The following is a 25,353-nucleotide window of genomic DNA, read 5'->3' as shown; positions in this document are numbered from 1 at the left end:
TTGAAAATCCTCTCCTCAGTCCGCCGATACTCAATCGCCCGATTTCCGGGCGATTGCAAGGCGCAGAGACGCGCCGGCCGAACCGCTATCGGACCAGAATGTTGCGGAACTGCCACGGGTCGTCCTTGTCCAGGTCCTCCGGGAAGAGGCCCGGACGATGGTCCAGCGGCGTCCAGTCGGTGTAATAGCCCCTGACCGGCCCGAGATAAGGCAACTGCACTTCGAGGCAGCGGCGGTAGTCCATCTCGTCGGCTTCGACGATGCCGGCCGTCGGGTTCTCCAGCGCCCAGACCATGCCCGCGAGCACCGCGGAGGTGACTTGCAGGCCGGTGGCGTTCTGGTAGGGGGCGAGCTTGCGCGCCTCGGCCAGCGACAGCTGCGAGCCGTACCAATAGGCGTTCTTGTCGTGGCCGTAGAGCAGCACGCCAAGCTCGTCGACGCCGTCGACCAGCTCGTGCTCGTCGAGCACGTGGTGAACTGGCTGCGGCTTGCCGACGGCGCCGAACATCTCGTCCAGCGACAACAAGGCGTCGTTGCAGGGGTGATAGGCATAGTGGCAGGTCGGGCGGTATTGAACCTTGTCCTTCTTCGAGCGAACGGTGAAGAAGTCGGCGATCGAGATCGCCTCGTTATGCGTCACCAGCAGGCCGTATTGCGGGCCCGGCGTCGGGCACCAGCTGCGCACGCGCGTGTTGGCGCCGGGCTGTTCCAGATAGATCGCCGCCTTGGAGCCGTGCTTGTGCTTCTTGCCGTTCTTCGGCATCCAGTTTTCGTGCGTGCCCCAGCCGAGCTCGGCCGGCTGCAAGCCTTCCGAGATGAAGCCCTCGACCGACCAGGTGTTCCAGAACACGTCCATCGGCTTCGGCTTCTTGGTGCGCTGGGTGTCGCGCTCGGCGATATGGATGCCCTTGACGCCGGCCTTCTTCATCAGCTTGGCCCAGGCCTCGCGGTCTTCCTGCGCGGGCTCCGAAAACTCGAGACCAAGATCGGTGGCGAGGTTGACCAGTGCCTTCTTGACGAACCACGAGACCATGCCGGGATTGGCGCCGCAGGTGGAGACCGCCGTCGCGCCGCTCGGCTTGTCATGCTTTTCCTTGATCAGCGCCTCGCGCAGCGCGTAGTTGGTGCGGCTGGCATTGTCGGCCTCGGCGTCGAAATAGAAGCCGAGCCACGGTTCGACGACGGTGTCGATGTAGAGCACGCCGAGCTTGCGGCACAATTTCATCAGGTCCACCGAACCGGTGTCGACCGACAGGTTGACGCAAAAGCCCTGGCCGCCGCCATTGGTGAGAAGCGGCGTGAGCAGCTTCTTGTAATTCTCCTTCGTCACTGCGTCCTGGACGAAGGTGATGCCGCGCTCGTCGAGCAGCTTGCGGTCGGTGTCGCGCGGGTCGATGACCGCCATGCGCGACTTGTCGAACTTGAAATGGCGCTCGATCAGCGGCAGCGTTCCCCGCCCGATCGAGCCGAAGCCGATCATCACGACAGGACCGGTGATTTCGCCGTAAACGGGCCAGTTTTCATTCGCCATTTTTTCGCGCACTCCTTCAAACACATGCAAAACCGGGCGCTTCCGCAGGACGGCCAAGCGCTACAACCACAGATCATTGTCATAAACCAGCGAAAAGCACCAACGCCGGTCAAGCCGGCTTCGCGGCGTGGTTAAGCCTATCCGGCCATGCTGTCGAGGAACGCAACCAGCCTGTCGCGGTCGGCGGTCAGGCCTTTGTAGTCGAGTTGTTGCTGGTCGAGAGTCTGAAGCTGCTCCGCGAACGAGGCGGCCAGCGTTGCCAGATCCGGGTGGCCAGCGAGCACCTTGAGCGGATCGAGATGGATACGGATGGTGAACAGGATGTAGCGCGAAGTAGGCAGCTTGCGCAGCGTCTGGCGTTCGACGCGGATGAAGGCATGGGCGTCGATGTCGCCATCGGGGAAGCGGCTCGGGCGGTTGGTGGCGCGGTCGATGCGCTCGAGGTTGGAGAGCGGATGATAGAGCGAGTCGTCAGCCTGGATCGACCAGTTGAAGCGCTCGACCGCCTGGCCCTGCAGGCCGTCGAACATGCGATTGATGAGATCGGCCGGCCGCGTGCCGGGTCCGAAGCCGGGCACCGGTGCGTGGATCTCCTGCAGCGGCTTGCCGAATTTTTCCTGAAGCGACCATGACGAAGGGAAACAGAGCGAGCCGGCGGCGAGCCGCCAGCCGCGATCGTCGCGACGCATCAGGATCAGGTCTTCCTGGACGAGCAGCGAAGCCCTTGCGAGCGGCGCCTCGCGCAGGGCAGGGGGCAGCCTGTCGATTGTCCCCTCGAAACCAACCGGCTCGGCGCCGTCGCGGCGGTGCGTGCCGGGATGCGCGGCTTCGAGATGCGCGACCAGCAGGTCCAGCACTTCGCGTTGAGCGTCGCGGGTGCCGTCTTCCGCGACAAAGACCTTTTGCGGGATCTGGGTGTAAAGCCGCTGCTTTTCGGCGAGATGCGGCAGCAGGAATTCGTCGACCTCGATCCAGCGATCGAATTCGAGCGGCTTCAGCCCGATGGTGAAGAGTTTTGAAGACCCGTCATAGGGCGTGTGGGTCGGCTGGCGAATGGTCATGCTTTTTCTCAAAAATAGGAACGGCTGACGGTTTCAGTGTCAGCCAAGCCGCGCCGGGATCAGCCCGCGCAGCGAGTTGCCGACGAAGATCGCCTTCGCCGCCTTCAGATCATCGAAGCTGTAGATCGCTTCCACGGCGCGGCCTTCGTCCAGAAGCGCGCCGCGCAATATTCCAGGCAAAAGGCCGCAGTCGAGGCGAGGCGTGGCGAACGGGCCGCCGCCGAAGTCGGCGAAGACATTGGTGATGGTGCCCTCGCAAAGTTCGCCGCGCTCGTTGGCCAAAAGCACTTCGTCGGCGCGGGTGACGAGATATTCAGCCCGCGCCTGCTGGTAGGCCTCGCGGCGGCTGGTCTTGTGGCGCAGCAGCATGTTGGCGGAATCGAGACGGATCCGAGCCAGCTGAAGCCGCCAGACCTTGTCCGCGGGAAGCGGTTCATAGGCTTGAGCGGCGACCGTCGCTTCGCCATTGCGCTGCAAGGCGAGGCGCACACGCAAAGCAACCCTGTGCCCGTTGACGGCGTTCGAAAGCACTTCGCCGATCCGCTCGGGATCGCAGGCGAAGCCCAGTTCGGCGGCGGACGCATAAAGCCTCGCAAGGTGGCGCTCGAAGCGCAGGAAGCCCGAGCCTGGCTCCCAGCGCATGGTCTCGATCAGTTCGAAGCCGGCACCGTCCCTGTCGCGAAGCGTGCTTTCAGAAGACACTCCTTATACTCCTCCTCGGCGGTGGAATCGAAGACGACGCCGCCGCCGACATTGTAGACGGCCTCGCCGTCGGCAAAGAGCGAGATGGTGCGGATCGCCACCGAAAAACGCATCCTGCCGCCAGGCGCGATCCAGCCGATGGCACCGCAATAGACGTCACGGGGTGCGTCTTCCAGCTCGTGCAGGATTTCCATGGCGCGGATTTTCGGCGCGCCGGTGATCGAGCCGCAGGGAAAGAGCGCGGCAAAGACCTGGCGGATGCCGATGTCTGGCAACAGCTTCGCCCGCACCCGGCTCACCATCTGGTGCACCGTCGGATAGGTTTCGATGCGGAACAGTTCCGGCACGGCCAGCGTGCCGACTTCGCTGATCAGCGAGATATCGTTGCGCAAAAGGTCGACGATCATCCGATTCTCGGCCTGGTTTTTTTCGTCGTTGCGCAGGAAGGCTTTCAGCTTCGCATCTTCAGCCTTGGTCGCGCCGCGCGGCGCGGTACCCTTCATCGGGTGCGTCTCGATCATGCCGTCGGCATCGATCTCGAAGAACAATTCGGGCGAGCGCGACAAGACGATCGGGTCGCCGAGCGAGACCAATGCGCCATATTTCACCGGCTGGCGTTCGGTCAGCGCGTCGAAGGCGGCGAACGGATCGCCGGACCATTGCGCACGGACCGGGAAGGTGAGGTTGCCCTGGTAGCAATCGCCCTTGCGAATATGGTTGTGAAGGCGCGCGAAGCGGCCGGCATAGTCCTCGGCGGACCATGTTGCCCTGGCGTCGAAAATCGGGCCGTTGCTGGCGGACGCCTGTTCTTGCGGCACCGCTTGTTCGACCGGCGCATCGAAGACGCCGAGGCAGATCAGCGGCGCGCGGCGGCCTTCGGGCAGCAGCGGCACCAGCTTCGGCTCGAGCAGGTAACCGGCCTCGTAGGAGAAATAGCCCGCCAGCCATTTGCCGGAATCCGAAGCGGCCTGCGCTCGCTCAAACGCCGGCATGAACTCGTTGGCGTCATGCGCGACGATGACCTCATCCGGGCTGTCGAAGACCAGTTGACGAGCGGTCGCGTCGTTGCGGAAAATAGCTGCGGGCAGGGACATGAGCCTCGGATGCGGACAAGAGCGCCGTCGACCGCTCTATATGGGGGCTCGCCGAGGCGCAATCGAGGGAACGGCGTCGGGCGGCGCAAAGGTGACTGGCCCAAAACAAAGACGGCGCTCCGTGAGGAGGCCGTCTTTCTGCCAACCTGGCTGATTGCTCAAGTGTTGCTTGCGGTTCCGGCCGTCGGGAATTGGCGGGCGAATTCGGTCTCGTCGCCGGAGGCGAGCAATTTCGCCTGCTCGATCCATTTTTCGCGCGCGATGCGACCGTCAAAATTGAGCACCTCCTCGATGCGCTTGACGTCGGCGTCGGTCCAGGCGGCGATCTGGGCGTAGGTGGTGACGCCCTGGCCCTTGAGCAGCCTTTCGTTGACCGGACCGATGCCGATCAAGCGGCGCAGATTGTCGGCCTTGCTGGATGCGGCCTGCGGCGCGGCCGCTTTCTTTGCCGCTGGCGCTGCCGCCTTCTTTGGCGCGACTTTCTTGGCCGCAGGCTTCGGCGCTGCCGCAGTCTTTGTTGCGGCCGGCTTCTTCGCGGCGGCCGACTTCGCCGGAGCGGCGGATGTCGCGGCTGCCGGGGTCGACATCAGCGCCGCCGGCGCGGGCGCCGCGGCCTTGCCGGCGCCAGCCTTGGCGGCCGGCGCGTCACGCAGCCGGCTTTCGAGATCGGCGCGAGCGCGGCCGCAAGCATCGAGCTCGCCCTTCAACCGATCGCTATCGGCGCGCAGCCTGTCGCGCTCGCTCCGCGTGCGATCGAGATCGCCACGCAGGTTGTCGAGCTCGCCGCGCAGGCGGCCCCAGAGGAACCAGCCAACCAGGATACCCACAACGAACGCCAGCAGCATGTAGAAGAAAGTGCTCATTTCTCTCTCCAGTCCGATCTGTCGGCCGAGGCCCGGAAGGCGAGCTTGCCGCGAGGATCATCAAAGGTTCCGTGGTCGGCGGAACCACCGGCTTCCATCGAGCCATCGGCGTTCAGCCTTGTCCGGGCCGACGGCCATCATCGCATTCGCCTTAGCGCCGCGCCAGCCACCTCTGGCCTGCGCGATGCGTCCGGCTGAGCTTGAGGCCGGACGCTATCATATGGTTTGTCGAAAGCCAGTTGAAAAACGCTCGGAGAGTTATTCAAGAACAGCTATTTAGAGCAAGAATAGATCGTCGCTAATATGCGCCACGGCTAAACTATTGTGACCGATGCTCGCTGCCTGGTTGCTGTCACTTGTCGAGCGCCTCCAACTCGTCGATCAACGAACCGATCACGCCAAGGCCAATCTGCCAGAAAGCCGGATCGGTGGCGTCGAGGCCGAAGGGCGCCAGGAGTTCGGAGTGATGTTTCGTGCCGCCGGCGCGCAGCATCTCGAAATACTTCTCCTGAAACCCATGCTCGGCATTCTGGTAGACGGCGTAGAGCGAATTCACCAGGCAATCGCCGAAGGCATAGGCATAGACGTAAAAAGGCGAGTGGATGAAGTGCGGGATATAGGTCCAGAAGACCTCGTAGCCCTCGCGCAGCTTGATCGCCGGCCCCAGGCTCTCGGCCTGCACCTCCAGCCAGAATTCGCCGAGCCTGTCCGACGTCAGCTCGCCATTCTTGCGCTCTGCATGCACCTTGCGCTCGAATTCGTAGAAGGCGATCTGGCGCACGACAGTGTTGATCATGTCCTCGACCTTCTGGGCGAGCATGGCCTTGCGTTCGCGTTTGTCGCTGGTGTGTTCGAGCAGCGAGCGGAAGGTCAGCATCTCGCCGAAGACCGAGGCCGTTTCGGCCAGCGTCAGCGGCGTCGAGGCCATCAGCGCGCCCTGGCCGGCGGCCAGCACCTGGTGCACGCCATGGCCGAGCTCATGCGCCAGCGTCATCACATCGCGCGGCTTGCCCATATAGTTGAGCAGCACGTAAGGATGCGCCGACGGCACCGTCGGGTGGGCGAAGGCGCCGGGTGACTTGCCCGGGCGCACCGGCGCGTCGATCCATCTGCGATCGAAAAAGCCGCGCGCGATTTCGGCCATGTCCGGTGAGAAGCGCTGGTAGGCCGAGAGCACCGTGTCCCTGGCGTTGTCCCAGCTGATCACCGCCTGCGGCGTCTCCGGCAGCGGCGCGTTGCGGTCCCAGTGGTTCATCACCTCCATGCCGAGCCAGCGCGCCTTCATCGCGTAGTAGCGATGCGAAAGCCGCGGATAGGCCTCGCGCACGGCCGCGGCCAGCGCGTCGACCACATCGCGCTCGACGCGGTTGGCGAGGTGGCGCGAGTCGGCGATATCCTGAAAGCCGCGCCAGCGGTCGGAGATTTCCTTGTCCTTGGCCAAAGTGTTGGTGATGAGCGTGAAGGTGCGCAGGCTCTTGCGGAAGGTCGCGGCGAGTGCCTCGGAAGCCCGGCGGCGCACCTCGCCATTGGCGTCCTGCAAACGGTTGAGCGCCGGCTCAAGCGTCAGTTCCTCGCCGTCGACGTCGAAACGAAGGTCGGTCATCGTCTCGTCGAACAAACGATTCCAGGCGCCGCGTCCGGTGACAGACTTTTCGTGGAACAACTGCTCGACGCGGTCCTCGAGCTGGTAGGGTTTGTCCTTTCGGAGGTCGAGCACCCAGGGCCGGTAATGGCCGAAAGCCTTGTCGGCGGCTAAAGCGCTCTCGATCGCCGCGTCGTCGATCAGGTTGAGCTCGAGCGCGAAGAACAGAAGATGCGCGCTGGCGTCCGTCATCTTTTCCTGGACGTCGCCGTAGAGCTTGGCGCGCTGCGGATCGGCGGTGTTGCCGGCATAGACGAGGCCGGCATACGAGACGATGCGGCCGATCAGTTCCTCAAGCGCCTCATAGGCTTTCAGCGCCTCGCCGAGCCGGCCGGCGCCGCCGCGCCCGGCTTCCGCGGCCAGCGTGCCTTTCCAGCGGGTTTCGAAGTCGATGGCGTCGCTGGCCACCTTGGCGATGTCGCGCTTCAACTCGGGCGCTTCCATGCCGGAATAGAGATCGGCGAGATTCCACTCCGGCAGGTCGCCAAGCTCCGCTGCGCCCTGTCCCGACGCCGTCGCTGCAAGCCGCCGACCATGCATCATGCGCATCAACAACACCTTTTTTGGAACCAACGGGCCAGAATCAAGGGGAAAGGAGAAGCCGGTCAAATCCTAAGGAATTCGTTCACCGGGTTTTTTGAAACCTTATTTAGAACCCTGTGCCAAGATGATCCATGGGGATTTTCTCGGGCGGACGACTCAAACAGTCATGACAGGTTCCATACTCATAGTCGATGACGATCCGGTCCAGCGCAGGCTGGTCGAGGCCGCGCTGACCAAGTTCGGCCACACCGCGATCGTCGCGGATAGCGGTGACGCGGGCCTCGACGTGCTCGACGGGCCAAACGGGCGCGAGGTCTCCGTCGTCATTCTCGACCTTGTCATGCCCGGCCTCGACGGCATCGGCGTGCTGAAGGCGATGCGCGAGCGCGCCATCAACATTCCCGTCATCGTGCAGACGGCCCAAGGCGGCATCGAGACGGTCGTCTCGGCGATGCGGCACGGCGCCTTCGACTTCGTCGTCAAGCCGGCATCGCCCGACAGGCTGCAGACCTCGATCTCCAACGCGCTCAAGGTGGAGGCCGTCGAGGACGAGATGAAGCGCGTATCGCGGCGACGCGGCGGCGGCCATCTCACCTTCAAGGACATGATCACGCGCAGCCCGGCAATGGACCGGGTGATACGCCTCGGGCAGAAAGCGGCGGCCTCCAACATCCCGATCCTGATCGAGGGCGAGTCCGGCGTCGGCAAGGAACTGGTGGCGCGCGCTATCCAGGGCAGCGGCGATCGCCGCTCAAGGCCGTTCGTCACCGTCAATTGCGGCGCGATCCCGGACAATCTGGTCGAATCGATCCTGTTCGGCCACGAGAAAGGCTCCTTCACGGGCGCCACCGACAAGCATACCGGCAAATTCGTCGAGGCGAATTCCGGCACGCTGTTCCTCGACGAGATCGGCGATCTGCCGATCGACGTCCAGGTCAAGCTGCTGCGCGCCGTGCAGGAAGGCGAGGTCGATCCGGTCGGCGGCCGCTCGACCGTCAAGGTCGATATAAGGCTGATCTCGGCCACGCACCGCAACCTTCTGCAGCAGGTCAAGGACGGCAAGTTCCGCGAGGACCTGTTCTACCGGCTGAACGTCTATCCGATCTTCGTGCCGCCGCTGCGCGATCGCCGCGACGACATTCCCCACCTTGTCCGGCACTTCATGGAAAAGGTCGCTCCGACCGATCCGCGCCGCCGCCTTTCCGGCATATCGGCGCAAGCGCTTGCGATGCTGCAGGCCTATGACTGGCCGGGCAACATCCGCCAGTTGGAGAATGCCGTCTTCAGGGCGTCTGTGCTTGCCGAGGGCGACGTGCTGACCGAAGAGGAGTTCCCGCAGATCCGGGCGCAGGTGGAAGGAACGGTACATCTCGAAGCAGAACCGGCATCCGCCATCGCCGAAACAACCGCGGACGCGTCCCGGCAAGCGGACGAGACTGTTGCCGACGCAATGGGGGCTGCCTTGTTCGACAGCGAGGCGCCCGCCAGGCTGCAGCCGCGTTCCGGAACGCTTCGGGCGCTCGACGAGCGCGGCAATGTGCGGGCGCTGGCCGACGTCGAACTAGAGATGATCAAGCTTGCGATCGACCATTACAACGGCCAGATGAGCGAGGTTGCCCGCCGCTTGGGCATCGGCCGCTCGACGCTCTACCGCAAGTTGAAGGAATATGGCATTGATCCTGAAGCTGGCCGCGTCGACCGGCTTGCCTCATGACTGGCAAGCCACGAACCAGCTTGCCCGCTTAAAATCCGAGTCAAATTGTCGCTTTTGACGTGAAAGCCCCGGGTTTTCAGCGGTTGACCTTGCTGAGGATCACGCATTAACGCTAACGGTAACAGATCGTGTTCTGGCCGAGGCCGGATTCGTGATCTAAACCAGCGGTTTACCACGAAATGCTGTGCATCATTTTTGACGGGATATCGCCACGGTGTTACCGCATTTCGGCTTCAATAAACGATGATTAACCATTAGGATCGATATTCGGATGTGAAAACGACGCATCCGTTTGGTCAAATCCGGGGACAAACGGCAGCCTGCAAGGCCATTTGATTTGAACAAAGTCGAACGACACAAAGACGGGCGGCATTTTCACATGAGCGTCTGGCCGAGGTGGCTGACGTTCGTGATTTTGGCCGTCGGGTTTCTGTCCGCGGCGACACCAGGCGCCCGGGCCGAAGTTCGTACGCTCAAGCTCTATCACCTGCACACGCACGAAAAAGCCGAGATCGTCTACAAGCGCAATGGCCGCTACGTTCAGGAAGGCCTGCGCAAGATCAACATCATCCTGCGCGACTGGCGCCGCAACGAACCCACCAAGATGGACCCGCGGCTGCTCGACCTCGTCTGGGAAGCCTATCGCGAAAGCGGCGCGACCGACTACATCCAGGTCGTCTGCGGCTATCGCTCGCCGTCGACCAACGCGCTGTTGCGTTCGCGCAGTCGTGGCGTCGCCGAGAAGAGCCAGCATATGCTCGGCAAGGCAATGGATTTCTACATTCCCGGCGTGCCGCTGAAGAAGCTGCGCAACATCGGCCTCAAGATGCAGGGCGGTGGCGTCGGCTATTACCCGACCTCCGGCTCGCCCTTCGTCCACATGGATGTCGGCAATGTGCGCCATTGGCCGGGCATCAGCCGTCAGGAACTGGTCAGCCTGTTCCCGAACGGCAAGACGCTGCATGTCCCGAGCGACGGGCGCCCGCTGCCCGGCTATGAGCAAGCGGTGGCGGCTTATCAGGCGCGCAAGGGCTCCGGTACCCCGAACATCGAACTGGCCAGCGCCGGTGGCGCGACCAAGCGCTCCGGCGGCCTGCTTGCCGCCTGGTTCGGCGGTGGCGCCGACGAGGCCGATGACGACGCGGATACCGGTGATGGCGGCGCTGCGCCTCAGGCCAAGGCCGTGAAGCAGGTCCAGGTCGCTACCGCAGCCACAGCGCGCAACAGCAATCTTCCGGGCATCGCGATTGTCTCGCCGAAGGATGCCAGGCGCGCCAACATCCCGCAGATCGCGGATGACAGCGCCGACGATTCGCAGCCGCAGCAGGATACGCCGGAGACGATCATCGCCGCGCTGCCGCCCAAGGAAATCCCGCTGCCCGACTTCGCGCCGCGCCCGAAGGCCGATGTCGGCCAGCAGGCACCGCAGAATGTCCCGTTTGCCATGGCGGATGCCTCGGCGACGACGGTGCAAGCGGTTTCGACCGCCCAGGCGCCCGCGCCGGACAAGGTTCCGTTCGGCACAGCCAGCGCGGCAGACGCCGCGAACGATCCGGCGCAGGTGGCGGTCAACAACATTCCGCTGCCGACCTGGCGTCCTGACCGCTCGACGCCGGCCGAACTGGCGCCGAAGGACAGGAACGTGCTTATGGCGCTGGCCGAAACCGCGTCGCAGGACAAGCGCGCGACCGATGCGTTCTCCGTGCTGCCGGCCGCCAAGCCGCAGCCCGGCAAGCAGGATGAGATCAAGGCCGTTCTCGAACAGGCCAATGCGACGGTGGAGGCCGGTGGAGCCGGCGCCGAATACCAGCTCGCATCGCTGACCGAACCGGAGCCGCGCTCGGCATTCAACGATCCGTCAGGCGTCGATGCGGCCTCGCCGCGCCAGGCCATCGCCGCCCTTCCGGCAGGCAGCGATCCCGCGCAAGCGATCGGCGCCGGGGTGAAGACGACGCGCAAGGAGGCCAGGGCGTCTGCTCACGACCTGAAGCCGGAACCGAAGGCCATGGTGGTGGCGGCGGTGCCGCAGGCCGCGCGCTGGGCGTTGGGCGCCGGCGTGAACATCGCCACGGTTTCGGATCCGACGACGGCACCGCGCTATGCCTACAACATCGTGCACACCCCGCCGAGCGAGGTCTATACGGCCGGCTTCCAGGCGGATGACCAGGTGCCCGACGCAAGTCGTTTCACCGGCAACGCGGTGAAGTTCCTCTCGGTCGCGCGCTTCCAAACGAAGTAAGCGGATCAGCCTGGCCGCCGCAAAGCCGCGTTGGCGGCTTTGTTTTTGCCATGGCATCATGAGGCCACCCATATTCCCGCTTCGTCTAATGGTAGGACAGCGCCCTTTGAAGGCGTGAATCGTGGTTCGAATCCATGAGCGGGAACCAGCCGACCACGACCTGACGGTCACCGAGAAGGTCAAAGTCTGCGGATAATTGAATGCCAAGCCATTGGCCCGGTCGGCGCAAGCCGGCCGGGTTTTTCATGCCGCGTGAGATGGTTCAGTCGACTTCCAGCGTGGCCGCTTCGCCTCTGGCAAGAAGCCGCGCGGCGTCGCGCGCGGGCGGCAGTCCGAACTGGCGCGCATATTCCCGGCTGAATTGGGAAGCGCTTTCGTAGCCGACGGTGAAGGCGACATGCGCGGCATTGCCCGGTTGCGCGATCAGCAGATGCCGCGCCTCCAGCAGACGCAGCTGCTTCTGATACTGGATCGGACTCATGGCCGTCGCCGCCTTGAAGTGGCGATGAAACGCGGCGTTGCTCATATGCGACAGCGCGGCCAGCTCCGTCACATCGATCGGCTCGTTGTAATGCGCCCGGATCCAGGCGGTGGCGCGGCGGATCCGCGACAGGCGCCCGTCGGCATGTGCGAGCTGACGCAGCTTCTCGCCTTGCGGGCCTTGCAATAGCCGGAATGCGATCTCCCGTTCGAGCATGGGCGCAAGCACCGGAATTTCGGCCGGCCGGTCAAGCAAGCGCAGCATCCGGCGCCAGGCGTCGAGCAGTTCGTCGTCGGCGGAATTGGTGACGAAGCTGTCGCCGCCGACAGCCGATCTGTGGTCGATAAGCAGGCTGGCGATCAACTCGACGTCGAGGGCGAAGGCGACGGCCATGTAGGGCCGGGCGCTGCTGGCCTCGATCAACTGACTGGTCGCGGGCGTCTCCACCGCATAGACGAAATAGCTGCCGGCGCTATAGGCAAGCGTGCGGTCGCCGATCAGCACCGTTTTGGTCCCTTGCAGCACAAACAGCACGGTCGGCTGGCAAAGCTCCGGCAGCGGTGGCGTCGGAACCTCGCTGCGGCCGATCGTGACGCGCGGGACAGCCGTCCTCGTCCGCCGCCCGCGTGCATGCCGGCTGGCAATCGCGATCAATTCCCGCAGTGCTTCATTCATCGTTGCAGCATTGCCGATCCCTGTGGGCCGCGCAACGACGCGCAAGCCCAGGCGACGCGAAGACGCGCGCCGGTGACGCGCAAGCGCGCGCCGGTGACGCGAAGACGCGCACCAGAGAGGATTGGGCAAGAGCATGAGAGCTTCCGGCGCGTAAAATCGGCAGTTCCACGTCATTTCCAGGCTCTGCAAAGGAGACAAAGGATATGGCAACACAGAAAAATGCGCTGGTGACCGGCGCCAATAAGGGCATCGGACTCGAGACAGCCCGGCGGCTGGCCGCGATGGGATACAAGGTGTGGCTCGGCGCTCGCGATCCCGAGCGCGGCGAGACCGCGGCACAGGCGCTGCGCGATGAAGGGCTCGACGTCGAGTGGCTTGCGCTCGACGTCGCCAGCGACGACAGCGCGGCGGGCGCGGCCAAAGCTGTCGCGGCGCGGGTGCCTGGCCTGGACGTGCTGGTCAACAACGCCGGCATCGCTCCTGGCTATGTCGATGCGCTCGGCCCGGACGGCCGCTATGAGCGGCCACCCAGCCGCGAGGATGTCGCGGATATGAAAGCCACCTTTGACGTCAACCTCTTCGGTCCGGTGCGGGTCACCCAGGCCTTCCTGCCGCTGCTTTTGGCATCATCGGCTGCCCGCATCGTCATGGTCAGCAGCTATCTCGGATCGCTGGCGCGCGCGGCCGGCAACAGCCAATCGCCCAATGTCATGGGCTATGGCAGCTCGAAGACGGCGCTCAACGCCATAATGCTGGCCTTCGCCAGGGAGCTCGCGCCACGCGGCGTCATGGTCAATGCCGCCGCCCCCGGCTACACCGCGACGGACCTCAATGCACACAGAGGCGGCCGTACGGTGCAGCAGGCAGCCGAGGTCATCGTGCGGCTGGCGACGCTGGAGCCCGGCGGACCGACGGGCGGCTATTTTGATGAGAACGGTCAGTTACCCTGGTGAGCAACTAAGCTACTTGGCGAGCTTGCTCGCCCCACGCGCCAGCGCTTCGATCTCGTCCCACTTGCCGGCCTTGATGAGATCGTCCGGCGCGCTACCTTGCTTCGCGATTATACACCGAACGCAAAATCACCCCGGAGCCTCAGCATATTAGCTATTGCTTTTTGAAAAGAAGTATCGTTCAATTATCTTGGGATATATTTAGATGGGAGGGTTTCCGTAATGGACAGGCGAGACTTTATGAAGTTTTCGGCCGCAGCAGGATTTGTTGCTGCAGCAACAGAGACGTCAAATGCCCAGAAAATTCATCTTAGCGATGAGAGTCGCAAGGAATTTGAAGAGTTACTATCCGTTCAACCGGGTATGGATCGGCAATTACTTGCTGTAACAGACTTCGCAGGTGACCCAGAAGGGCCGTTGGATCGGGTATATTATTGGAATAACGTCGCTCTTAACTTATCTGCTACGGATCATACCCCTCCTGCACAATTGCCGGAGGGTAGCGATCCGTCGCAGAAACCGGACCCAAGGAGATTTGGCGAACAACTCGGCCCCCACCGGGCGTCGTATGCCATGGCAATAATCCAGATTGCTGTCTTTGAAGCGGCGAACGCATTCTCAAAAAAATATAAGGGCTACACAGGGTACAGTGCCACGGCCACACCCGAAGCAGGGGCGTCGATCGACGCGGCAATCACACAAGCCGCATATGATGCAATGCGACACCTTTACCCGTTCAAGAAAGACGACCCCAAAGGCCTCTTCGATCGCGACATCGCGCGAATTTCGAACACCGTGGATGTTAAAGCCACCCAGGCAGGCCAGAAGGTTGGTCAAGCGGCTGCAAAGTCGATCATCGAGATGCGAGATGGCGACGGGAGTGATCACACGGAAATCAACTTTAAAGACTTGCCAGTCGACGACGGGCCACGCAAATGGTCGATCGATCCTGTCAGCAAAATCGAGACAGCGTTGGGGGCCAAATGGCCGACCGTGAAGCCATTTGTGCTCTCCAAGGCGGACCAGTTCCGATTGTCTGATCCACCAAACCTCACCGACGAAAAATACATCAAGGCCTTCAACGAGGTGAAGGACATCGGACGAAAAGGGGAGTACCCTGCTGACACCTCACGCCGAAAAGGCGAAACGTTTCGCGCGATCTTCTGGGGGTATGACGGAACGCCTAATCTTTGCGCGCCGCCCCGGTTGTATAATCAACTGATACGAACAATTACAAATGACAAGAAAATATCCGATGCCCTAGAGCTTTCCCGGGTATTCGCGCTTTGCAATACAGTGATGGCGGATGCCGCAATCGCCGCTTGGGACTCGAAATATCACCACCGCTTTTGGCGGCCTGTCACTGGCATACAATGGACCGGAATGGGTGGGGACACATCCAACGTGCCCGATCCCACTTGGGAGCCTCTTGGATCGCCTAATACCGATTCAATAAAAAGTAATTTTACCCCGCCCTTTCCCGCATATCCGTCCGGGCACGCTACATTCGGTGGGGCGTTGTTTACTGCGTTGAGGTTGATCTTCCCCGATACCGGCGACGATACCCCGTTCGTTTTGGTTTCGGACGAGTTCAATGGAAAACACAAGGGAATCCACGATAAGGCCAACCGACCCTACCTGCCTTTGTCCTTCGTCGCCCTGGAAGATGCCGAGTTCGAGAATGCATTCAGTCGTGTGTGGCTTGGTGTCCATTGGCGATATGATGGAGAGGACGGGATCGCTTTGGGGCGAAATGTCGGCAAGTTTGTAGTTGAGAACTCTTTCGGGACCTAGTCTTCTTCCCAGAAATTCTGAAGCGATGCGTGGCGTAGACCGTCCTCGCCACGCAGGTGTTTGACGCGCCCTATCAAGCCCCGCTTGACCCACTGCGTCGCCGGCCGCTTCATGCCCTTCGGCGCCAACCCGGCGTGCTCCTGACACCACCCGCTGCCCGCATCGTCATGGTCAGCAGCTATCTCGGATCGCTGGCGCGCGCGGCCGGCAACAGCCAATCGCCCAATGTCATGGGCTATGGCAGTTCGAAGACCGCGCTCAACGCCATCACGCTGGCCTTCGCCCGGGAACTCGCGCCGCACGGCGTCATGGTCAATGCCGCCGCTCCCGGCTACACCGCGACGGACCTCAACGCGCATAGAGGCGGCCGCACCGTGCAGCAGGCAGCCGAGGTCATCGTGCGGCTGGCGACGCTGGAGCCCGGCGGACCGACGGGCGGCTATTTTGATGAGAACGGTCAGTTACCCTGGTGAGCAACTAAGCTACTTGGCGAGCTTGCTCGCCCCACGCGCCAGCGCTTCGATCTCGTCCCACTTGCCGGCCTTGATGAGATCGTCCGGCGCGACCCAGGAGCCGCCGACACAGATGACATTGGGCAGGCTCAGATAATCGGCGGCGTTCCTGGCCGTGATACCGCCGGTCGGGCAGAATTTCACGTCCGCCAGCGGCGAGGCGAAAGCCTTCAGCGAGGCGATGCCGCCTGACTGCTCGGCCGGGAAGAATTTCAGGAAGCGCAGGCCGGCCTCGCGCGCCGCCATGATCTCGCCGGGCGTGATGGCGCCGGGCAGCAGCGGCACCGGGCTGTCCTTGGCCGCGTCGAGAAGCTGGCTGGTGATGCCCGGGCTGACGATGAACTTCGAACCGGCGGCGGCGGCTTCATCGAATTGCTTGGCATCGAGAATGGTGCCGGCGCCGACGACTGCGTCCTCGACCTCGGCGGCGACGCGGCGGATCGCTTCCAGCGCATCGGCCGTGCGCAATGTGATCTCGATAGCCCGCAGGCCGCCACGTGACAAAGCGCGGGCTAGCGGCACCGCGTCCGCGACATTGGCGATCTTGAGCACCGGGATAACCGGCTGACCATTGAGAAGCGACAGGAGCTTTTCGGTCTTGCTGGTCATTTGCTGATCTCCATTTCAATCGATTTCAACCGATTAGCAGAAGGGGTATGCCAAGTCCACGAAACGCGGCGTGTCGTGATGCCGCGTCGCCGGCCCTGTGTTGCTTCGCCTTGAAACCGCTTTCAGCACGGTCTAGGGGCATGGTCATGACAACGACCCTAGAAACTCAGCCGGTTCGCGTCGCCGCGCTCTACAAATTTGCCCGGCTCGACGGATACGAGACCCTGCGCGCCCCGCTCGCCGCGTTCTGTTGCGGGCGAGGTATCAAGGGCACGCTGCTTCTGGCGCGTGAAGGCATCAACGGCACGGTCGCAGGCGGTAAGGACGCGATTGCCGCGCTCATGGACCATCTGCAGGCGATCGAAGGCCTTGCCGGGCTGGAAGTCAAATACAGCGGCGCCGCCGAGATGCCGTTCCACCGCATGAAGGTGCGGCTGAAGCGCGAGATCGTCACCATGGGCGTCGAGGACATCGATCCGGCGGCCAGCGCCGGCACCTATGTCGCGCCGGCCGACTGGAACGCGCTGATCTTAGATGCCGATACCGTCGTCATCGACACGCGCAACGCCTACGAAGTCTCGCTCGGCACTTTCACCGGTGCGATCGATCCCATGACCACCAGCTTCCGCGAGTTCCCTGCCTGGGTCGAGCAGCACCGCGGAGACTTCGAAGGCCGCAAGGTGGCGATGTTCTGCACCGGCGGTATTCGCTGCGAGAAGGCGACGGCCTATGTGAGGTCGCTTGGCCTCAAAGATGTCTTCCATCTCAAGGGCGGCATCCTGAAATATCTGGAGGACGTTCCGGCCGAGGAAAGCCTGTGGCAAGGCGAATGCTTCGTCTTCGATGAGCGCGTGTCGGTCTCGCATGGGTTGGCCGAAGGCGAAGCCGAACTCTGCCGCGCCTGCCGGCACCCGCTGACGGTCGAGGACCGGCTGTCGCCGAAATTCACCGCCGGCGTCTCATGTCCGCATTGTTTTGAAGCGCGGTCCGACGAGGATCGAGAACGCTATGCCGAACGCCATCGCCAGGTGGAACTGGCGCACGCGCGGGGCGCTAAGCGCCACATCGGAAGCTGAGCGTGTTGCCGGAAGATCAGCTCACCGAATAGCGGTCGATCGCCCAGAGCCACGTTCCGTCGCGCTGACGACGAGCGACCTCGCTGGTTATGCTGCCGTCGGGCAGTCTCGTCGACGTCAGCGCCAGGTCGCCGTTGACGAGGGCGGGGCGCTGCTCGCCGCGCTGGAACTTGCGACCTGCGGCGATGCCCTGCTCGAAGAGCGCACGGATAGCATGCCGGCCACGAACCGGCTCGTCACCGCCGCTGTCGACGACGGCGTCGGGCTCGAACAGCGCCAGCATGCCCTCGATGTCGCCTGCCCATTGCCGATCGATCAGCAAACGTTCCAGATCCTGCGGATCGCGCACCGGCGCGCGGTTTTCTGCATTCGTCATCCGAACGCTCCTTTTCCGAAATTGCCGCGATCCTACACGAAGCATTCCACTGTTTCGACACACGAGGACCCCGCCCGAGCGGGCATCGTGTGGGCGAAATGTCCGCCCGTCATTGTAATGCCAATGCGCGGGGCCTACCTCTTGCCGGTCCGAAACCTTGCCCGGCCGCATTTCGCCGGGCCAATCTGGAGGCACTGATGCTCGACCCCAAGAAGCTGCTCGACGACCTTCTCGGCTCGCAAATTCCCGGCACGGGATCGACCGTCCGCGACAAGGCGGGGCAAGCGGTGCAGATGGCCAAGGACAATCCGCTCGCCGCCGGCGCGCTGGCGGCGGTGCTTCTCGGCACCGGCACTGGCCGGCAGGTGACGGGCACGGCCATCAAGCTCGGCGGCCTGGCCGCGATCGGCGGCCTCGCCTACAAGGCCTATCAGAACTACAAGGCAGGCAAGGAACCGGCGCAGGCGCCGGCGTCCGGCGAACCTGAGTTGCTGCCGCCGCCGGCCGATACCGCTTTCGATCCTTCGCAGGCGCCGCAAGGCGAGGCCGAGTTCACGCTGACGCTGGTCAGGGCAATGATCTCGGCGGCGAAAGCCGACGGCCATGTCGACGATGACGAGCGCAAGAAGATCGCCGACAAGCTCAAGCTCGCCGGCATCGGCGCGGAAGCCGAGAAATTCCTGCTTGCAGAGCTTGAGAGCCCGCTTGATCTCGACACGCTTGTCGCCGGCGCCAAGACCGATGCGCAGAAGCTGGAACTCTACACCGCCTCGCGGCTGACCATCGATCCCGACACACGCACCGAGCGCGGCTATCTCGACCTGCTTGCAGGACGGCTCGGCCTGCCTGACGCCCTGGTCGATCATGTCGAGGCGACGGTCTCGGCGGCAAAGGCGCCGGCCGGCGCGGCGCCCAGTTCGCCCTGGTAAAGCAACAGGGTTGCTGGTGAGCAACAGGTTGCTGGTGAGCAACAGGGTTAGCGCCTGCGATTGCCCTTAATCTCTCGTTAACCGAGCAAGCGCATCATTCTAATCAGTCGGACCGGCTTTTCCTCCTCCCAAGCGCGGTTCAGATCGGGGCGGTCGCCAATGACCGCCCTTTTTGTTGGCCTCTTTCTTTATCGCCAACAACTGCTTGAAATGATCCCCGCCATTTGCGATGCCACGTCTTTCCATCCATGACCGGAAGGGACTGCGATGACCGCCATAGCAGAGAAGACCGCCATCGTTACCGGCGCCGGCACCGGCATCGGCAAGAGCGTCGCGACGGCGCTGCTCAAGGCAGGCTGGAACACCGTGTTCTGCGGCCGCCGCAAGAAGGTGCTGGAACAGGCGATCGCCGAGGCCGGGAAGACGCAAGCCAAGGCATTGGCCGTCGCCTGCGACATCAGCAAGGCCGCAGAAGTCGACGACATGTTCGAGACCGTGCTCGAGGCCTTCGGCCGCGTCGACCTGCTCTTCAACAATGCCGGCATGGGTTACAAGTCGACCCTGATCGACGAGATCCCGGTCGAGGTCTGGAACGACGTCGTCGGCGTCAATCTCACCGGCTCGTTCCTGTGCGCGCGCGCAGCCTTCGGCGCCATGCGCCGGCAAAAGCCGATGGGCGGCCGCATCATCAACAATGGCTCGGTGTCGGCCTATGCGCCGCGGCCCGGTTCCGCGCCTTATACGGCGACCAAGCACGCGATCACCGGGCTCACCAAGACGCTGGCGCTTGACGGCCGGCCCTTCGACATCGCCTGCGGCCAGATCGACATCGGCAATGCGCTGACCGAGATGGCGCAGCCGATGACGGTGGGCGTGCCGCAGGCCAACGGCTCGATCGCCGCCGAGGCGGTGATGGATGTGCAGCGCGTCGCCGACGCGGTGCTGCATATGGCGAGCCTGCCGCTCGACGCCAACGTGCTGTTCATGACAGTGATGGCGACGAAGATGCCGTTCGTCGGCCGGGGCTGAAGCTTTACTTCTTCAGGAACGCCTCGATCCGCTCCAGCGCGCGCAGGATGTTTTCCTCGGAATTGGCGTAGGAAAGCCGGATATAGCCTTCGCCGAGCACGCCGAAATCGGGGCCGCCGATCAGCGCCACGCCGGCGTCCTCCAGCAGGGTCGAGGCAAGCTTCTTGGCCTTCCAGCCGGTCTTCGACACGTTGGGGAAGGCATAGAAGGCGCCCTTAGGCGTGATGCACGAAATGCCGGGCAGCGCGTTCAGCCCCTCGACCACGATCTTGCGGCGGTTGTCGAAGGCGCGCATCATCTTCTCGACATCGTCTTGCGGGCCGTCGATCGCCGCGATGCCGGCAAACTGGCTCGGCGCGTTGACGCAGGACCAGCAGTTCACCGCCAGCTTGCGCACCTTGTCGTAGAGATGCGCGCCCTTTTCGCCGTTCGGCCAGATCGACCAGCCCATGCGCCAGCCGGTCATCGCCCAGGTCTTCGACCAGCCGTTAAGCACGATCAGCCGGTCGCGGATTTCGGGGAAATTGAGCAGCGAGAAATGCGTCTCGCCGTCATAGGTCATGACGTCGTAGATCTCGTCGGACATGATGGCGACCTGGGGGTGCTTCTCCAGCCCCTTGACCAGCTTCTCGATCTCGGCGCGGGGCGTCACGCCGCCGGTCGGATTGGCGGGCGAGTTGAGGATCAGGAGCCTGGTCTTCGGCGTGATCAGCGCCAGGGTCTCGTCGGCCGAGAAAGCAAAGCCGTTTTCCTCGCGGATCGGCACCGGCACCGGAGTGGCGCCGGTGAACTCGATCATCGAGCGGTAGATCGGAAAGCCGGGATCGGGGTAGAGGATCTCCGCGCCGGGCTCGCCGAACATCAGGATCGCTGCGAACATGGTCGGCTTGCCGCCGGGCAGGATCATCACGTTTTCCGGCGACACCTCGACGCCGGTGGTGGTCAGCGTGCGGCGGACGACGGCCTCGCGGGTGGCTAAAAGGCCGTTGGCGGGCGTGTAGCCATGATGGCCGTCGCGCAGCGCCTTGATCGCCGCCTCGACGATGTGCTGCGGCGTCTTGAAGTCAGGCTGGCCGATGCCGAGGTTGATGATATCGCGGCCCTGATGGGCAAGCGCGGTGGCCCTGGCCAGCACCGCGAAGGCATTTTCCTCGCCGAGACGGTCGAAGGCCGCGATCGTGTGGAGCATTTTTCCCGTCCCTGTGGTTCTTTCTATGAGCGAGCGTTTTTGTGAGCGTCCGCCAGGAAATGTCAAACGGATTGGAGTTCCCGTGCCAGAAAATATTGGGGTGTCGGAAAATCTCAAAAATTGGCAGCCGCGTCCGCGTCCGGAACGCAAGGCGATCGAGGGGCGCACGGTCAGGCTCGAACCGCTGAGCGCGGCCAAGCATGGCGACGGTCTCTACGAGACCTCCTCGGTTTCGGATGCCGGCGGACGTTTCGCCTGGCTGCCCGACTACCCGCCGGAAACCCGCGCAGCCTTCCAGCCATGGCTGGACAAGGCGGAAGCGAGCGAGGATCCGCTGTTCTTCACCGTCATCGACAAGGCGAGCGGCAAGATCGCCGGGCGCCAGACGCTGATGCGCATCGACGCCAACAACGGCGTCTGCGAAATCGGCAACATCTATTGGGGGCCGCTGATCTCACGCAAGCCGGCCGCGACAGAGGCGCAGTTCCTGTTTGCGAAATATCTCTTCGACGACCTCGGCTACCGCCGCTACGAGTGGAAATGCAACAACCGCAACGAACCCTCGAAGCGCGCCGCCGAGCGCTTCGGCTTCAGGTTAGAAGGCATTTTCCGCCAGCATCTTGTGGTAAAGGGCGAAAACCGCGATACGGCGTGGTATTCGATCATCGACAAGGAATGGCCCGCATTGCGCAAAGCCTATGAGGCCTGGCTCGATCCGGCGAATTTCGATGGCGAAGGCGGCCAGAAGCGGCGGCTGGAGGATTTTCGCGCCGACTTTGGCGCGTAAACCATGATCCCGAAAAGCGGGAAACCCGTTTTCGGAAAAGATCATGGTCGGTGACAGGAGTTTGGCGATGGCGCACGGTTCGCATGATCACGGCTCGGCCGGTCATAGCCATGGACCCGGCCACGTGCATGGCTCGACCGACAAGAAGCGGGTGCTGATCGCCACTTGCCTGACCGCCGGTTTCATGGTCGCCGAGGCGCTGGGCGGCTGGCTGACCGGATCGCTGGCGCTGGTCGCCGATGCCGGGCACATGCTGGCCGACGCGATCGCGCTAGGCCTTGCATGGTATGCCTTCCATCTGACGGGGCGTCCGGCCACCGGGCGCCTGACCTATGGCTTCGCCCGGGTGAAGACGCTGGTCGCCTACACCAACGGCATCGCCATTTTCGTCATCGCGCTCTGGATCATCTACGAAGCCTGGGGGCGGCTGATGGCACCTGCGCCAGTGCTCGGCGGGCCGATGCTGGTGGTGGCGGTCGCGGGCCTGCTGGTCAACATCGCTTCCTTCTTCGTGCTGCATGGCGGCGACCGCGAGAGCCTCAACATGCGCGGCGCCATCCTGCATGTGCTGGGCGACCTGCTGGGCTCCGCCGCGGCAATCGTTGCCGCTGTCATCATCATCGCTACGGGCTGGACGCCGATCGATCCGATCCTGTCGGTGCTGGTGTCGCTGCTCATCCTGTCGACGGCGTGGTCGCTGATGCGCGAGGCCGCGCATGTGCTGCTCGAAGGCGTGCCGGCAAGCCTCGACCGCGACCTGATCGCCAAGGATATCGAAGGCGCCATCAAAGGTGTGCGCGAGGTGCACCACATGCATGTCTGGTCGCTCGACGGTACCTCCAACATGGCGACGCTGCACGCCTGCCTGAATGACGGCGTCGACGCCCATGTGGCAGTCAGCGCCATCAAGAAGCGGCTTGCGGTCAAGCACGGCATCGAGCATGCCACGGTCGAACCGGAATTCGGCCAATGCGCAGACAGCCATAACGAGCACGACCACCATCATGATCACGACCACGCGCATGGCGCGCCCGCCGACCGCCGGCACTATCACTGAGCGCGCCGTGATGACGAAGCCGAACAGCCTCGAAACGAGGAACGCCCGCTGATGGATCGTGACACCCGAAATTCGGCGATCGCCGCGGCCGTGATACTGCTCCTGTTCGGTCTCGCAGCCTATTTCCTGCCGACCATCATGCTGGCCGCGGGCAAGATATCGACGGTCCTGGCGGCCGTCATCGCCGTGATCTTCATGGTCGGGCTGTTCGTGGTCCTTTGGCTGCGCGGACGCAGCCAGCGCAAGAAAGGTCTCTGAGGATGAGAATTCTGATTACGGGTGCCGCAGGCATGGTGGGTCGCAAGCTTATCGCGCGACTGGCCAAGGACGGCGTCTTGCGTGGGCGGAAAATAACGGCACTCGACCTGCATGACATCGTGGCGCCGCAGCCGCCGGCGCTTGCTGGCATCGATGTCTCGATCCATACCGGCGATCTTTCCGCGCCCGGCGCGATGGCGGCTCTCGTGGCTTCCCGCCCGGATGTGGTCTTCCATCTCGCCGGCATCGTGTCGGGCGAGGCGGAGGCCAATTTCGATCTCGGCTACCGGGTCAATCTCGACGGCACGCGCGCGCTGTTCGACGCGGTGCGGCTGGCGGCGTTTGCGCCGCGGCTTGTCTTCACCTCGTCGATCGCCGTGTTCGGCGCGCCGTTTCCCGATGTCATCCCGGACGAATTCCACCCGACGCCGCTCACCTCATACGGCACGCAGAAGCAGATGAGCGAAGCGCTGCTTGCCGACTATACGAGGCGCGGCTTCTTCGACGCCATCGGCATTCGGCTGCCGACGATCTGCGTTCGGCCGGGCAAGCCGAACAAGGCCGCGTCGAGCTTCTTCTCCGGCATCATCCGCGAGCCCTTGAGCGGCCAGGAGGCGATCCTGCCGGTGCCGCGCTCGGTGCTGCACACCCATGCCAGCCCGCGCTCGGCGGTCAATTTCCTCGTCCATGCGGCCGAGATCGACGGCCAAGCGGTGGGGCCGCGCCGCAACCTGACAATGCCCGGCGTCGCCGTCACGGTCGGCGAGCAGATCGAGGCGCTGGAGCGCATTGCCGGCGCCGAGGTCGCGAGGCGGATCCGCGAGCAGCCCGACGAGACCATCTGGGCCATCGTCAAGGGTTGGCCGACGCGGTTCGAGGCGAGGCGGGCGCGAGAGCTAGGCTTTGCCGCCGAAAGCAATTTCGACGAGATTATCCGCGCTCATATCGAGGATGAGCTGGGCGGGAAGGTCGCTTAGCTCAGACGCCGCCGGACAGGCTGGCGGACAGAAGCAGAAGTCCAACAACGAAAATGAAGGCCGCGCCGCCGATCTCGACGATGGAATGGATGTGGTTGCCGAGGCGGCTGTCGCCGGCGAAATAGACCGCCCAGTTCTTGGCCGTCACCGCGATCGTCGCCAGGGCCGAGACGGTGATCGCGGTTCCGATCGACATCGCCAGCACCGACAGCAGCCCGCCTACCCACAACCCGTTAAGCAGCGCGAAGCTCAGCACGATCAGCGCGCCGGAGCAGGGGCGGATGCCGACTGCAGCCACCGCCGACCAGGCCGTTCGCCAGTCGAAGCGGTCGCCCGAAAGCATTGCGGGGTCCGGCGCATGCGAATGACCGCAGGTCTCGCAGATTTCGCCCGGGCCATGGTCGTGTGCGGCGTGATCATGATCATGATCATGATGCGCGTGCGGCGCATGCGTAGCGTGAGAATGCGCGGCGTGCGCATGCGCTCGGGAATGGCCTGCATGGGAATGTGCATGAGCGTGCGCGTGCCCGGCATGGGAATGCCCGCCATGCGAATGGCCTGCATGAGCGGCCGACAGGCTGTAAGCGGGCGTTCTGCCGAACAGCCGCAGGATCGACGGGCCGAGCTTGCGCCAGAGCAGCCAGGCGCCGAACAGCGTCACCAGCACATAGCTCGCGATTTCGAGGAACCATGCCGCGTCGGTCATCGACACGGCGGTGCCGCGCAGCACGAAATAGGCAAGCACCATGACGACAACCGCTGTGAGGCCCTGCAGCAGCGCCGAGACGAAGGAGAGCATGATGCCACGCTTCAGCGCGACTTCGTTGGCGACCATGTAGGACGAGATCACCGCCTTGCCGTGGCCGGGTCCGGCGGCGTGGAAGATGCCGTAGGCGAAGGACAGCCCGATCAGCAGCCAGAGCTTGCTGCCGTCCTGGCGCATCGCCTTCATGGCGGCGGCCAGCGAATGGTAGAATTCCTGCTGCTTGAGATTGATCCACATCAGGATGTGGGCGAACGGGCCGGTGGCGGTCGGCGCCATGCCGTCATTGGTGCCGATGCCAAGCGAGCTTTGCGCATGCGCAACGACAGGCAGATAGGCGATCACCAGGGCAGCGGCCAAGAGGCCGAGCGCTAAGCGGATATTCGTGGGATGTCCCACGAATATCCGCCTGGATTCCCTTGTTTGTCGCAGGTTCCGGTCGCAAAACCGTGCGACACTTTTGCCGAACCTGCTTGCGCGCAGCGACGGTTTCATCACCAAA

General features: G+C 63.6%; 23 protein-coding genes and 1 tRNA gene. 13 read left to right on the top strand and 11 right to left on the bottom strand.

All coding sequences use genetic code 11. The annotated features are described in order from the left end of the window. Positions 1-85: 85 nt before the first annotated feature. The 6 genes from YU3_RS0104795 to YU3_RS0104770 all read right to left on the bottom strand — a co-directional run bounded on the left by YU3_RS0104795 (position 86) and on the right by YU3_RS0104770 (position 7,442). The gene (locus YU3_RS0104795; protein WP_027165175.1) at positions 86-1,531 is read right to left on the bottom strand and encodes a homospermidine synthase; all 1,446 of its coding nucleotides are present in this window, start codon (positions 1,529-1,531) and stop codon (positions 86-88) included. Positions 1,532-1,668: 137 nt separating this feature from the next. Next, positions 1,669-2,592: a DUF3445 domain-containing protein gene (locus YU3_RS0104790; protein ID WP_027165174.1), complete on the bottom strand. Its 924-nt coding sequence runs from the start codon at positions 2,590-2,592 to the stop codon at positions 1,669-1,671. 39 nt (positions 2,593-2,631) lie between these two features. Next, a complete protein-coding gene (locus YU3_RS0104785; protein WP_036257975.1) occupies positions 2,632-3,294 on the bottom strand; it encodes an aminotransferase class IV family protein in 663 nt (220 codons plus the stop codon). Then, positions 3,243-4,388: an aminodeoxychorismate synthase component I gene (locus tag YU3_RS0104780; RefSeq protein ID WP_027165172.1), complete on the bottom strand. Its 1,146-nt coding sequence runs from the start codon at positions 4,386-4,388 to the stop codon at positions 3,243-3,245. The genes YU3_RS0104785 and YU3_RS0104780 overlap by 52 nt, the downstream gene beginning before the upstream one ends. A gap of 158 nt (positions 4,389-4,546) precedes the next feature. Next, positions 4,547-5,251 (bottom strand): NADH dehydrogenase, encoded by a 705-nt coding sequence (locus tag YU3_RS0104775; RefSeq protein ID WP_027165171.1) that lies wholly within the window; start codon positions 5,249-5,251, stop codon positions 4,547-4,549. Positions 5,252-5,603: 352 nt separating this feature from the next. After that, positions 5,604-7,442 (bottom strand): M3 family oligoendopeptidase, encoded by a 1,839-nt coding sequence (locus tag YU3_RS0104770; protein WP_027165170.1) that lies wholly within the window; start codon positions 7,440-7,442, stop codon positions 5,604-5,606. 160 nt (positions 7,443-7,602) lie between these two features. Here YU3_RS0104770 and YU3_RS0104765 point away from each other — a divergent pair, with 160 nt between their 5' ends. The 3 genes from YU3_RS0104765 (at position 7,603) to YU3_RS0104755 (ending at position 11,537) form a co-directional block, all read left to right on the top strand. Beyond that, complete coding sequence (locus YU3_RS0104765) at positions 7,603-9,150, top strand: sigma-54 dependent transcriptional regulator (protein ID WP_027165169.1); 1,548 nt, start codon at positions 7,603-7,605, stop codon at positions 9,148-9,150. 379 nt (positions 9,151-9,529) lie between these two features. Further along, the gene (locus YU3_RS0104760; RefSeq protein ID WP_027165168.1) at positions 9,530-11,389 is read left to right on the top strand and encodes a DUF882 domain-containing protein; all 1,860 of its coding nucleotides are present in this window, start codon (positions 9,530-9,532) and stop codon (positions 11,387-11,389) included. A 74-nt stretch (positions 11,390-11,463) separates the two neighbouring features. Continuing rightward, a tRNA-Gln gene (locus YU3_RS0104755) sits at positions 11,464-11,537 on the top strand. 114 nt (positions 11,538-11,651) lie between these two features. Here the strand turns inward: YU3_RS0104755 and YU3_RS0104750 are convergent. After that, positions 11,652-12,545, bottom strand: coding sequence for an AraC family transcriptional regulator (locus tag YU3_RS0104750; RefSeq protein WP_027165167.1), 894 nt, complete (start codon positions 12,543-12,545; stop codon positions 11,652-11,654). 203 nt (positions 12,546-12,748) lie between these two features. Between YU3_RS0104750 and YU3_RS0104745 the strand changes: the two genes are divergently transcribed. From YU3_RS0104745 to YU3_RS36000, 3 genes are all read left to right on the top strand, one after another. Continuing rightward, positions 12,749-13,498, top strand: a complete 750-nt coding sequence (locus tag YU3_RS0104745) for an SDR family oxidoreductase (RefSeq protein WP_027165166.1) — start codon at positions 12,749-12,751, stop codon at positions 13,496-13,498. Between the two features lie 237 nt (positions 13,499-13,735). After that, positions 13,736-15,289, top strand: a complete 1,554-nt coding sequence (locus YU3_RS36005) for a vanadium-dependent haloperoxidase (RefSeq protein WP_198021633.1) — start codon at positions 13,736-13,738, stop codon at positions 15,287-15,289. A gap of 134 nt (positions 15,290-15,423) precedes the next feature. Beyond that, a complete protein-coding gene (locus YU3_RS36000; RefSeq protein WP_245273422.1) occupies positions 15,424-15,762 on the top strand; it encodes an SDR family NAD(P)-dependent oxidoreductase in 339 nt (112 codons plus the stop codon). 9 nt (positions 15,763-15,771) lie between these two features. On the opposite strand, the gene YU3_RS0104730 is transcribed toward YU3_RS36000, so the two are convergent. Then, positions 15,772-16,410 carry a 2-dehydro-3-deoxy-phosphogluconate aldolase gene (locus YU3_RS0104730; RefSeq protein ID WP_027165165.1) on the bottom strand — a complete coding sequence of 213 codons (639 nt, stop codon included), beginning with the start codon at positions 16,408-16,410 and terminating at the stop codon, positions 15,772-15,774. Positions 16,411-16,556: 146 nt separating this feature from the next. Between YU3_RS0104730 and YU3_RS0104725 the strand changes: the two genes are divergently transcribed. Then, positions 16,557-17,486 (top strand): rhodanese-related sulfurtransferase, encoded by a 930-nt coding sequence (locus YU3_RS0104725; protein WP_027165164.1) that lies wholly within the window; start codon positions 16,557-16,559, stop codon positions 17,484-17,486. A 16-nt stretch (positions 17,487-17,502) separates the two neighbouring features. Here the strand turns inward: YU3_RS0104725 and YU3_RS0104720 are convergent, their stop codons facing one another. Further along, positions 17,503-17,862: a nuclear transport factor 2 family protein gene (locus YU3_RS0104720; RefSeq protein WP_027165163.1), complete on the bottom strand. Its 360-nt coding sequence runs from the start codon at positions 17,860-17,862 to the stop codon at positions 17,503-17,505. A gap of 197 nt (positions 17,863-18,059) precedes the next feature. On the opposite strand from YU3_RS0104720, the gene YU3_RS0104715 reads away from it, so the two are divergent. Both YU3_RS0104715 and YU3_RS0104710 read left to right on the top strand, forming a co-directional pair. Then, on the top strand, positions 18,060-18,791 hold the full coding sequence (locus tag YU3_RS0104715; protein WP_027165162.1) for a tellurite resistance TerB family protein: 732 nt from the start codon (positions 18,060-18,062) through the stop codon (positions 18,789-18,791). Positions 18,792-19,058: 267 nt separating this feature from the next. Beyond that, a complete protein-coding gene (locus YU3_RS0104710; protein ID WP_027165161.1) occupies positions 19,059-19,820 on the top strand; it encodes an SDR family oxidoreductase in 762 nt (253 codons plus the stop codon). A 4-nt stretch (positions 19,821-19,824) separates the two neighbouring features. Here YU3_RS0104710 and YU3_RS0104705 read toward each other — a convergent pair whose 3' ends face one another. Further along, a complete protein-coding gene (locus YU3_RS0104705) occupies positions 19,825-21,009 on the bottom strand; it encodes a pyridoxal phosphate-dependent aminotransferase (RefSeq protein WP_027165160.1) in 1,185 nt (394 codons plus the stop codon). Between the two features lie 100 nt (positions 21,010-21,109). On the opposite strand from YU3_RS0104705, the gene YU3_RS0104700 reads away from it, so the two are divergent. The 4 genes from YU3_RS0104700 (at position 21,110) to denD (ending at position 24,088) form a co-directional block, all read left to right on the top strand. Continuing rightward, the gene (locus YU3_RS0104700; RefSeq protein WP_027165159.1) at positions 21,110-21,796 is read left to right on the top strand and encodes a GNAT family protein; all 687 of its coding nucleotides are present in this window, start codon (positions 21,110-21,112) and stop codon (positions 21,794-21,796) included. A 67-nt stretch (positions 21,797-21,863) separates the two neighbouring features. Beyond that, positions 21,864-22,853, top strand: coding sequence for a cation diffusion facilitator family transporter (locus tag YU3_RS0104695; protein WP_027165158.1), 990 nt, complete (start codon positions 21,864-21,866; stop codon positions 22,851-22,853). Positions 22,854-22,904: 51 nt separating this feature from the next. After that, a complete protein-coding gene (locus YU3_RS0104690; protein ID WP_027165157.1) occupies positions 22,905-23,111 on the top strand; it encodes a hypothetical protein in 207 nt (68 codons plus the stop codon). Between the two features lie 2 nt (positions 23,112-23,113). Next, positions 23,114-24,088: a D-erythronate dehydrogenase gene (denD, locus tag YU3_RS0104685; protein WP_027165156.1), complete on the top strand. Its 975-nt coding sequence runs from the start codon at positions 23,114-23,116 to the stop codon at positions 24,086-24,088. Position 24,089: 1 nt separating this feature from the next. Here denD and YU3_RS0104680 read toward each other — a convergent pair whose 3' ends face one another. Beyond that, positions 24,090-25,250, bottom strand: a complete 1,161-nt coding sequence (locus tag YU3_RS0104680) for a nickel/cobalt transporter (protein ID WP_245273421.1) — start codon at positions 25,248-25,250, stop codon at positions 24,090-24,092. Positions 25,251-25,353 lie beyond the last annotated feature (103 nt).

The sequence above is a fragment of the Mesorhizobium sp. WSM3224 genome (assembly GCF_000427725.1).
In the GTDB taxonomy this organism is placed as follows: domain Bacteria; phylum Pseudomonadota; class Alphaproteobacteria; order Rhizobiales; family Rhizobiaceae; genus Mesorhizobium.
This window is presented reverse-complemented; position numbering and strand designations above follow the sequence as displayed.

Coding starts and splice junctions, on each gene's coding strand:
- YU3_RS0104795 (WP_027165175.1), bottom strand. CDS start 1,531: ATGGCGAATGAAAACTGGCCCGTTTACGGCGAAATCACCGGTCCTGTC.
- YU3_RS0104790 (WP_027165174.1), bottom strand. CDS start 2,592: ATGACCATTCGCCAGCCGACCCACACGCCCTATGACGGGTCTTCAAAA.
- YU3_RS0104780 (WP_027165172.1), bottom strand. CDS start 4,388: ATGTCCCTGCCCGCAGCTATTTTCCGCAACGACGCGACCGCTCGTCAA.
- YU3_RS0104775 (WP_027165171.1), bottom strand. CDS start 5,251: ATGAGCACTTTCTTCTACATGCTGCTGGCGTTCGTTGTGGGTATCCTG.
- YU3_RS0104770 (WP_027165170.1), bottom strand. CDS start 7,442: ATGCGCATGATGCATGGTCGGCGGCTTGCAGCGACGGCGTCGGGACAG.
- YU3_RS0104765 (WP_027165169.1), top strand. CDS start 7,603: ATGACAGGTTCCATACTCATAGTCGATGACGATCCGGTCCAGCGCAGG.
- YU3_RS0104760 (WP_027165168.1), top strand. CDS start 9,530: ATGAGCGTCTGGCCGAGGTGGCTGACGTTCGTGATTTTGGCCGTCGGG.
- YU3_RS0104750 (WP_027165167.1), bottom strand. CDS start 12,545: ATGAATGAAGCACTGCGGGAATTGATCGCGATTGCCAGCCGGCATGCA.
- YU3_RS0104745 (WP_027165166.1), top strand. CDS start 12,749: ATGGCAACACAGAAAAATGCGCTGGTGACCGGCGCCAATAAGGGCATC.
- YU3_RS36005 (WP_198021633.1), top strand. CDS start 13,736: ATGAAGTTTTCGGCCGCAGCAGGATTTGTTGCTGCAGCAACAGAGACG.
- YU3_RS0104730 (WP_027165165.1), bottom strand. CDS start 16,410: ATGACCAGCAAGACCGAAAAGCTCCTGTCGCTTCTCAATGGTCAGCCG.
- YU3_RS0104725 (WP_027165164.1), top strand. CDS start 16,557: ATGACAACGACCCTAGAAACTCAGCCGGTTCGCGTCGCCGCGCTCTAC.
- YU3_RS0104720 (WP_027165163.1), bottom strand. CDS start 17,862: ATGACGAATGCAGAAAACCGCGCGCCGGTGCGCGATCCGCAGGATCTG.
- YU3_RS0104715 (WP_027165162.1), top strand. CDS start 18,060: ATGCTCGACCCCAAGAAGCTGCTCGACGACCTTCTCGGCTCGCAAATT.
- YU3_RS0104710 (WP_027165161.1), top strand. CDS start 19,059: ATGACCGCCATAGCAGAGAAGACCGCCATCGTTACCGGCGCCGGCACC.
- YU3_RS0104705 (WP_027165160.1), bottom strand. CDS start 21,009: ATGCTCCACACGATCGCGGCCTTCGACCGTCTCGGCGAGGAAAATGCC.
- YU3_RS0104695 (WP_027165158.1), top strand. CDS start 21,864: ATGGCGCACGGTTCGCATGATCACGGCTCGGCCGGTCATAGCCATGGA.
- YU3_RS0104690 (WP_027165157.1), top strand. CDS start 22,905: ATGGATCGTGACACCCGAAATTCGGCGATCGCCGCGGCCGTGATACTG.
- denD (WP_027165156.1), top strand. CDS start 23,114: ATGAGAATTCTGATTACGGGTGCCGCAGGCATGGTGGGTCGCAAGCTT.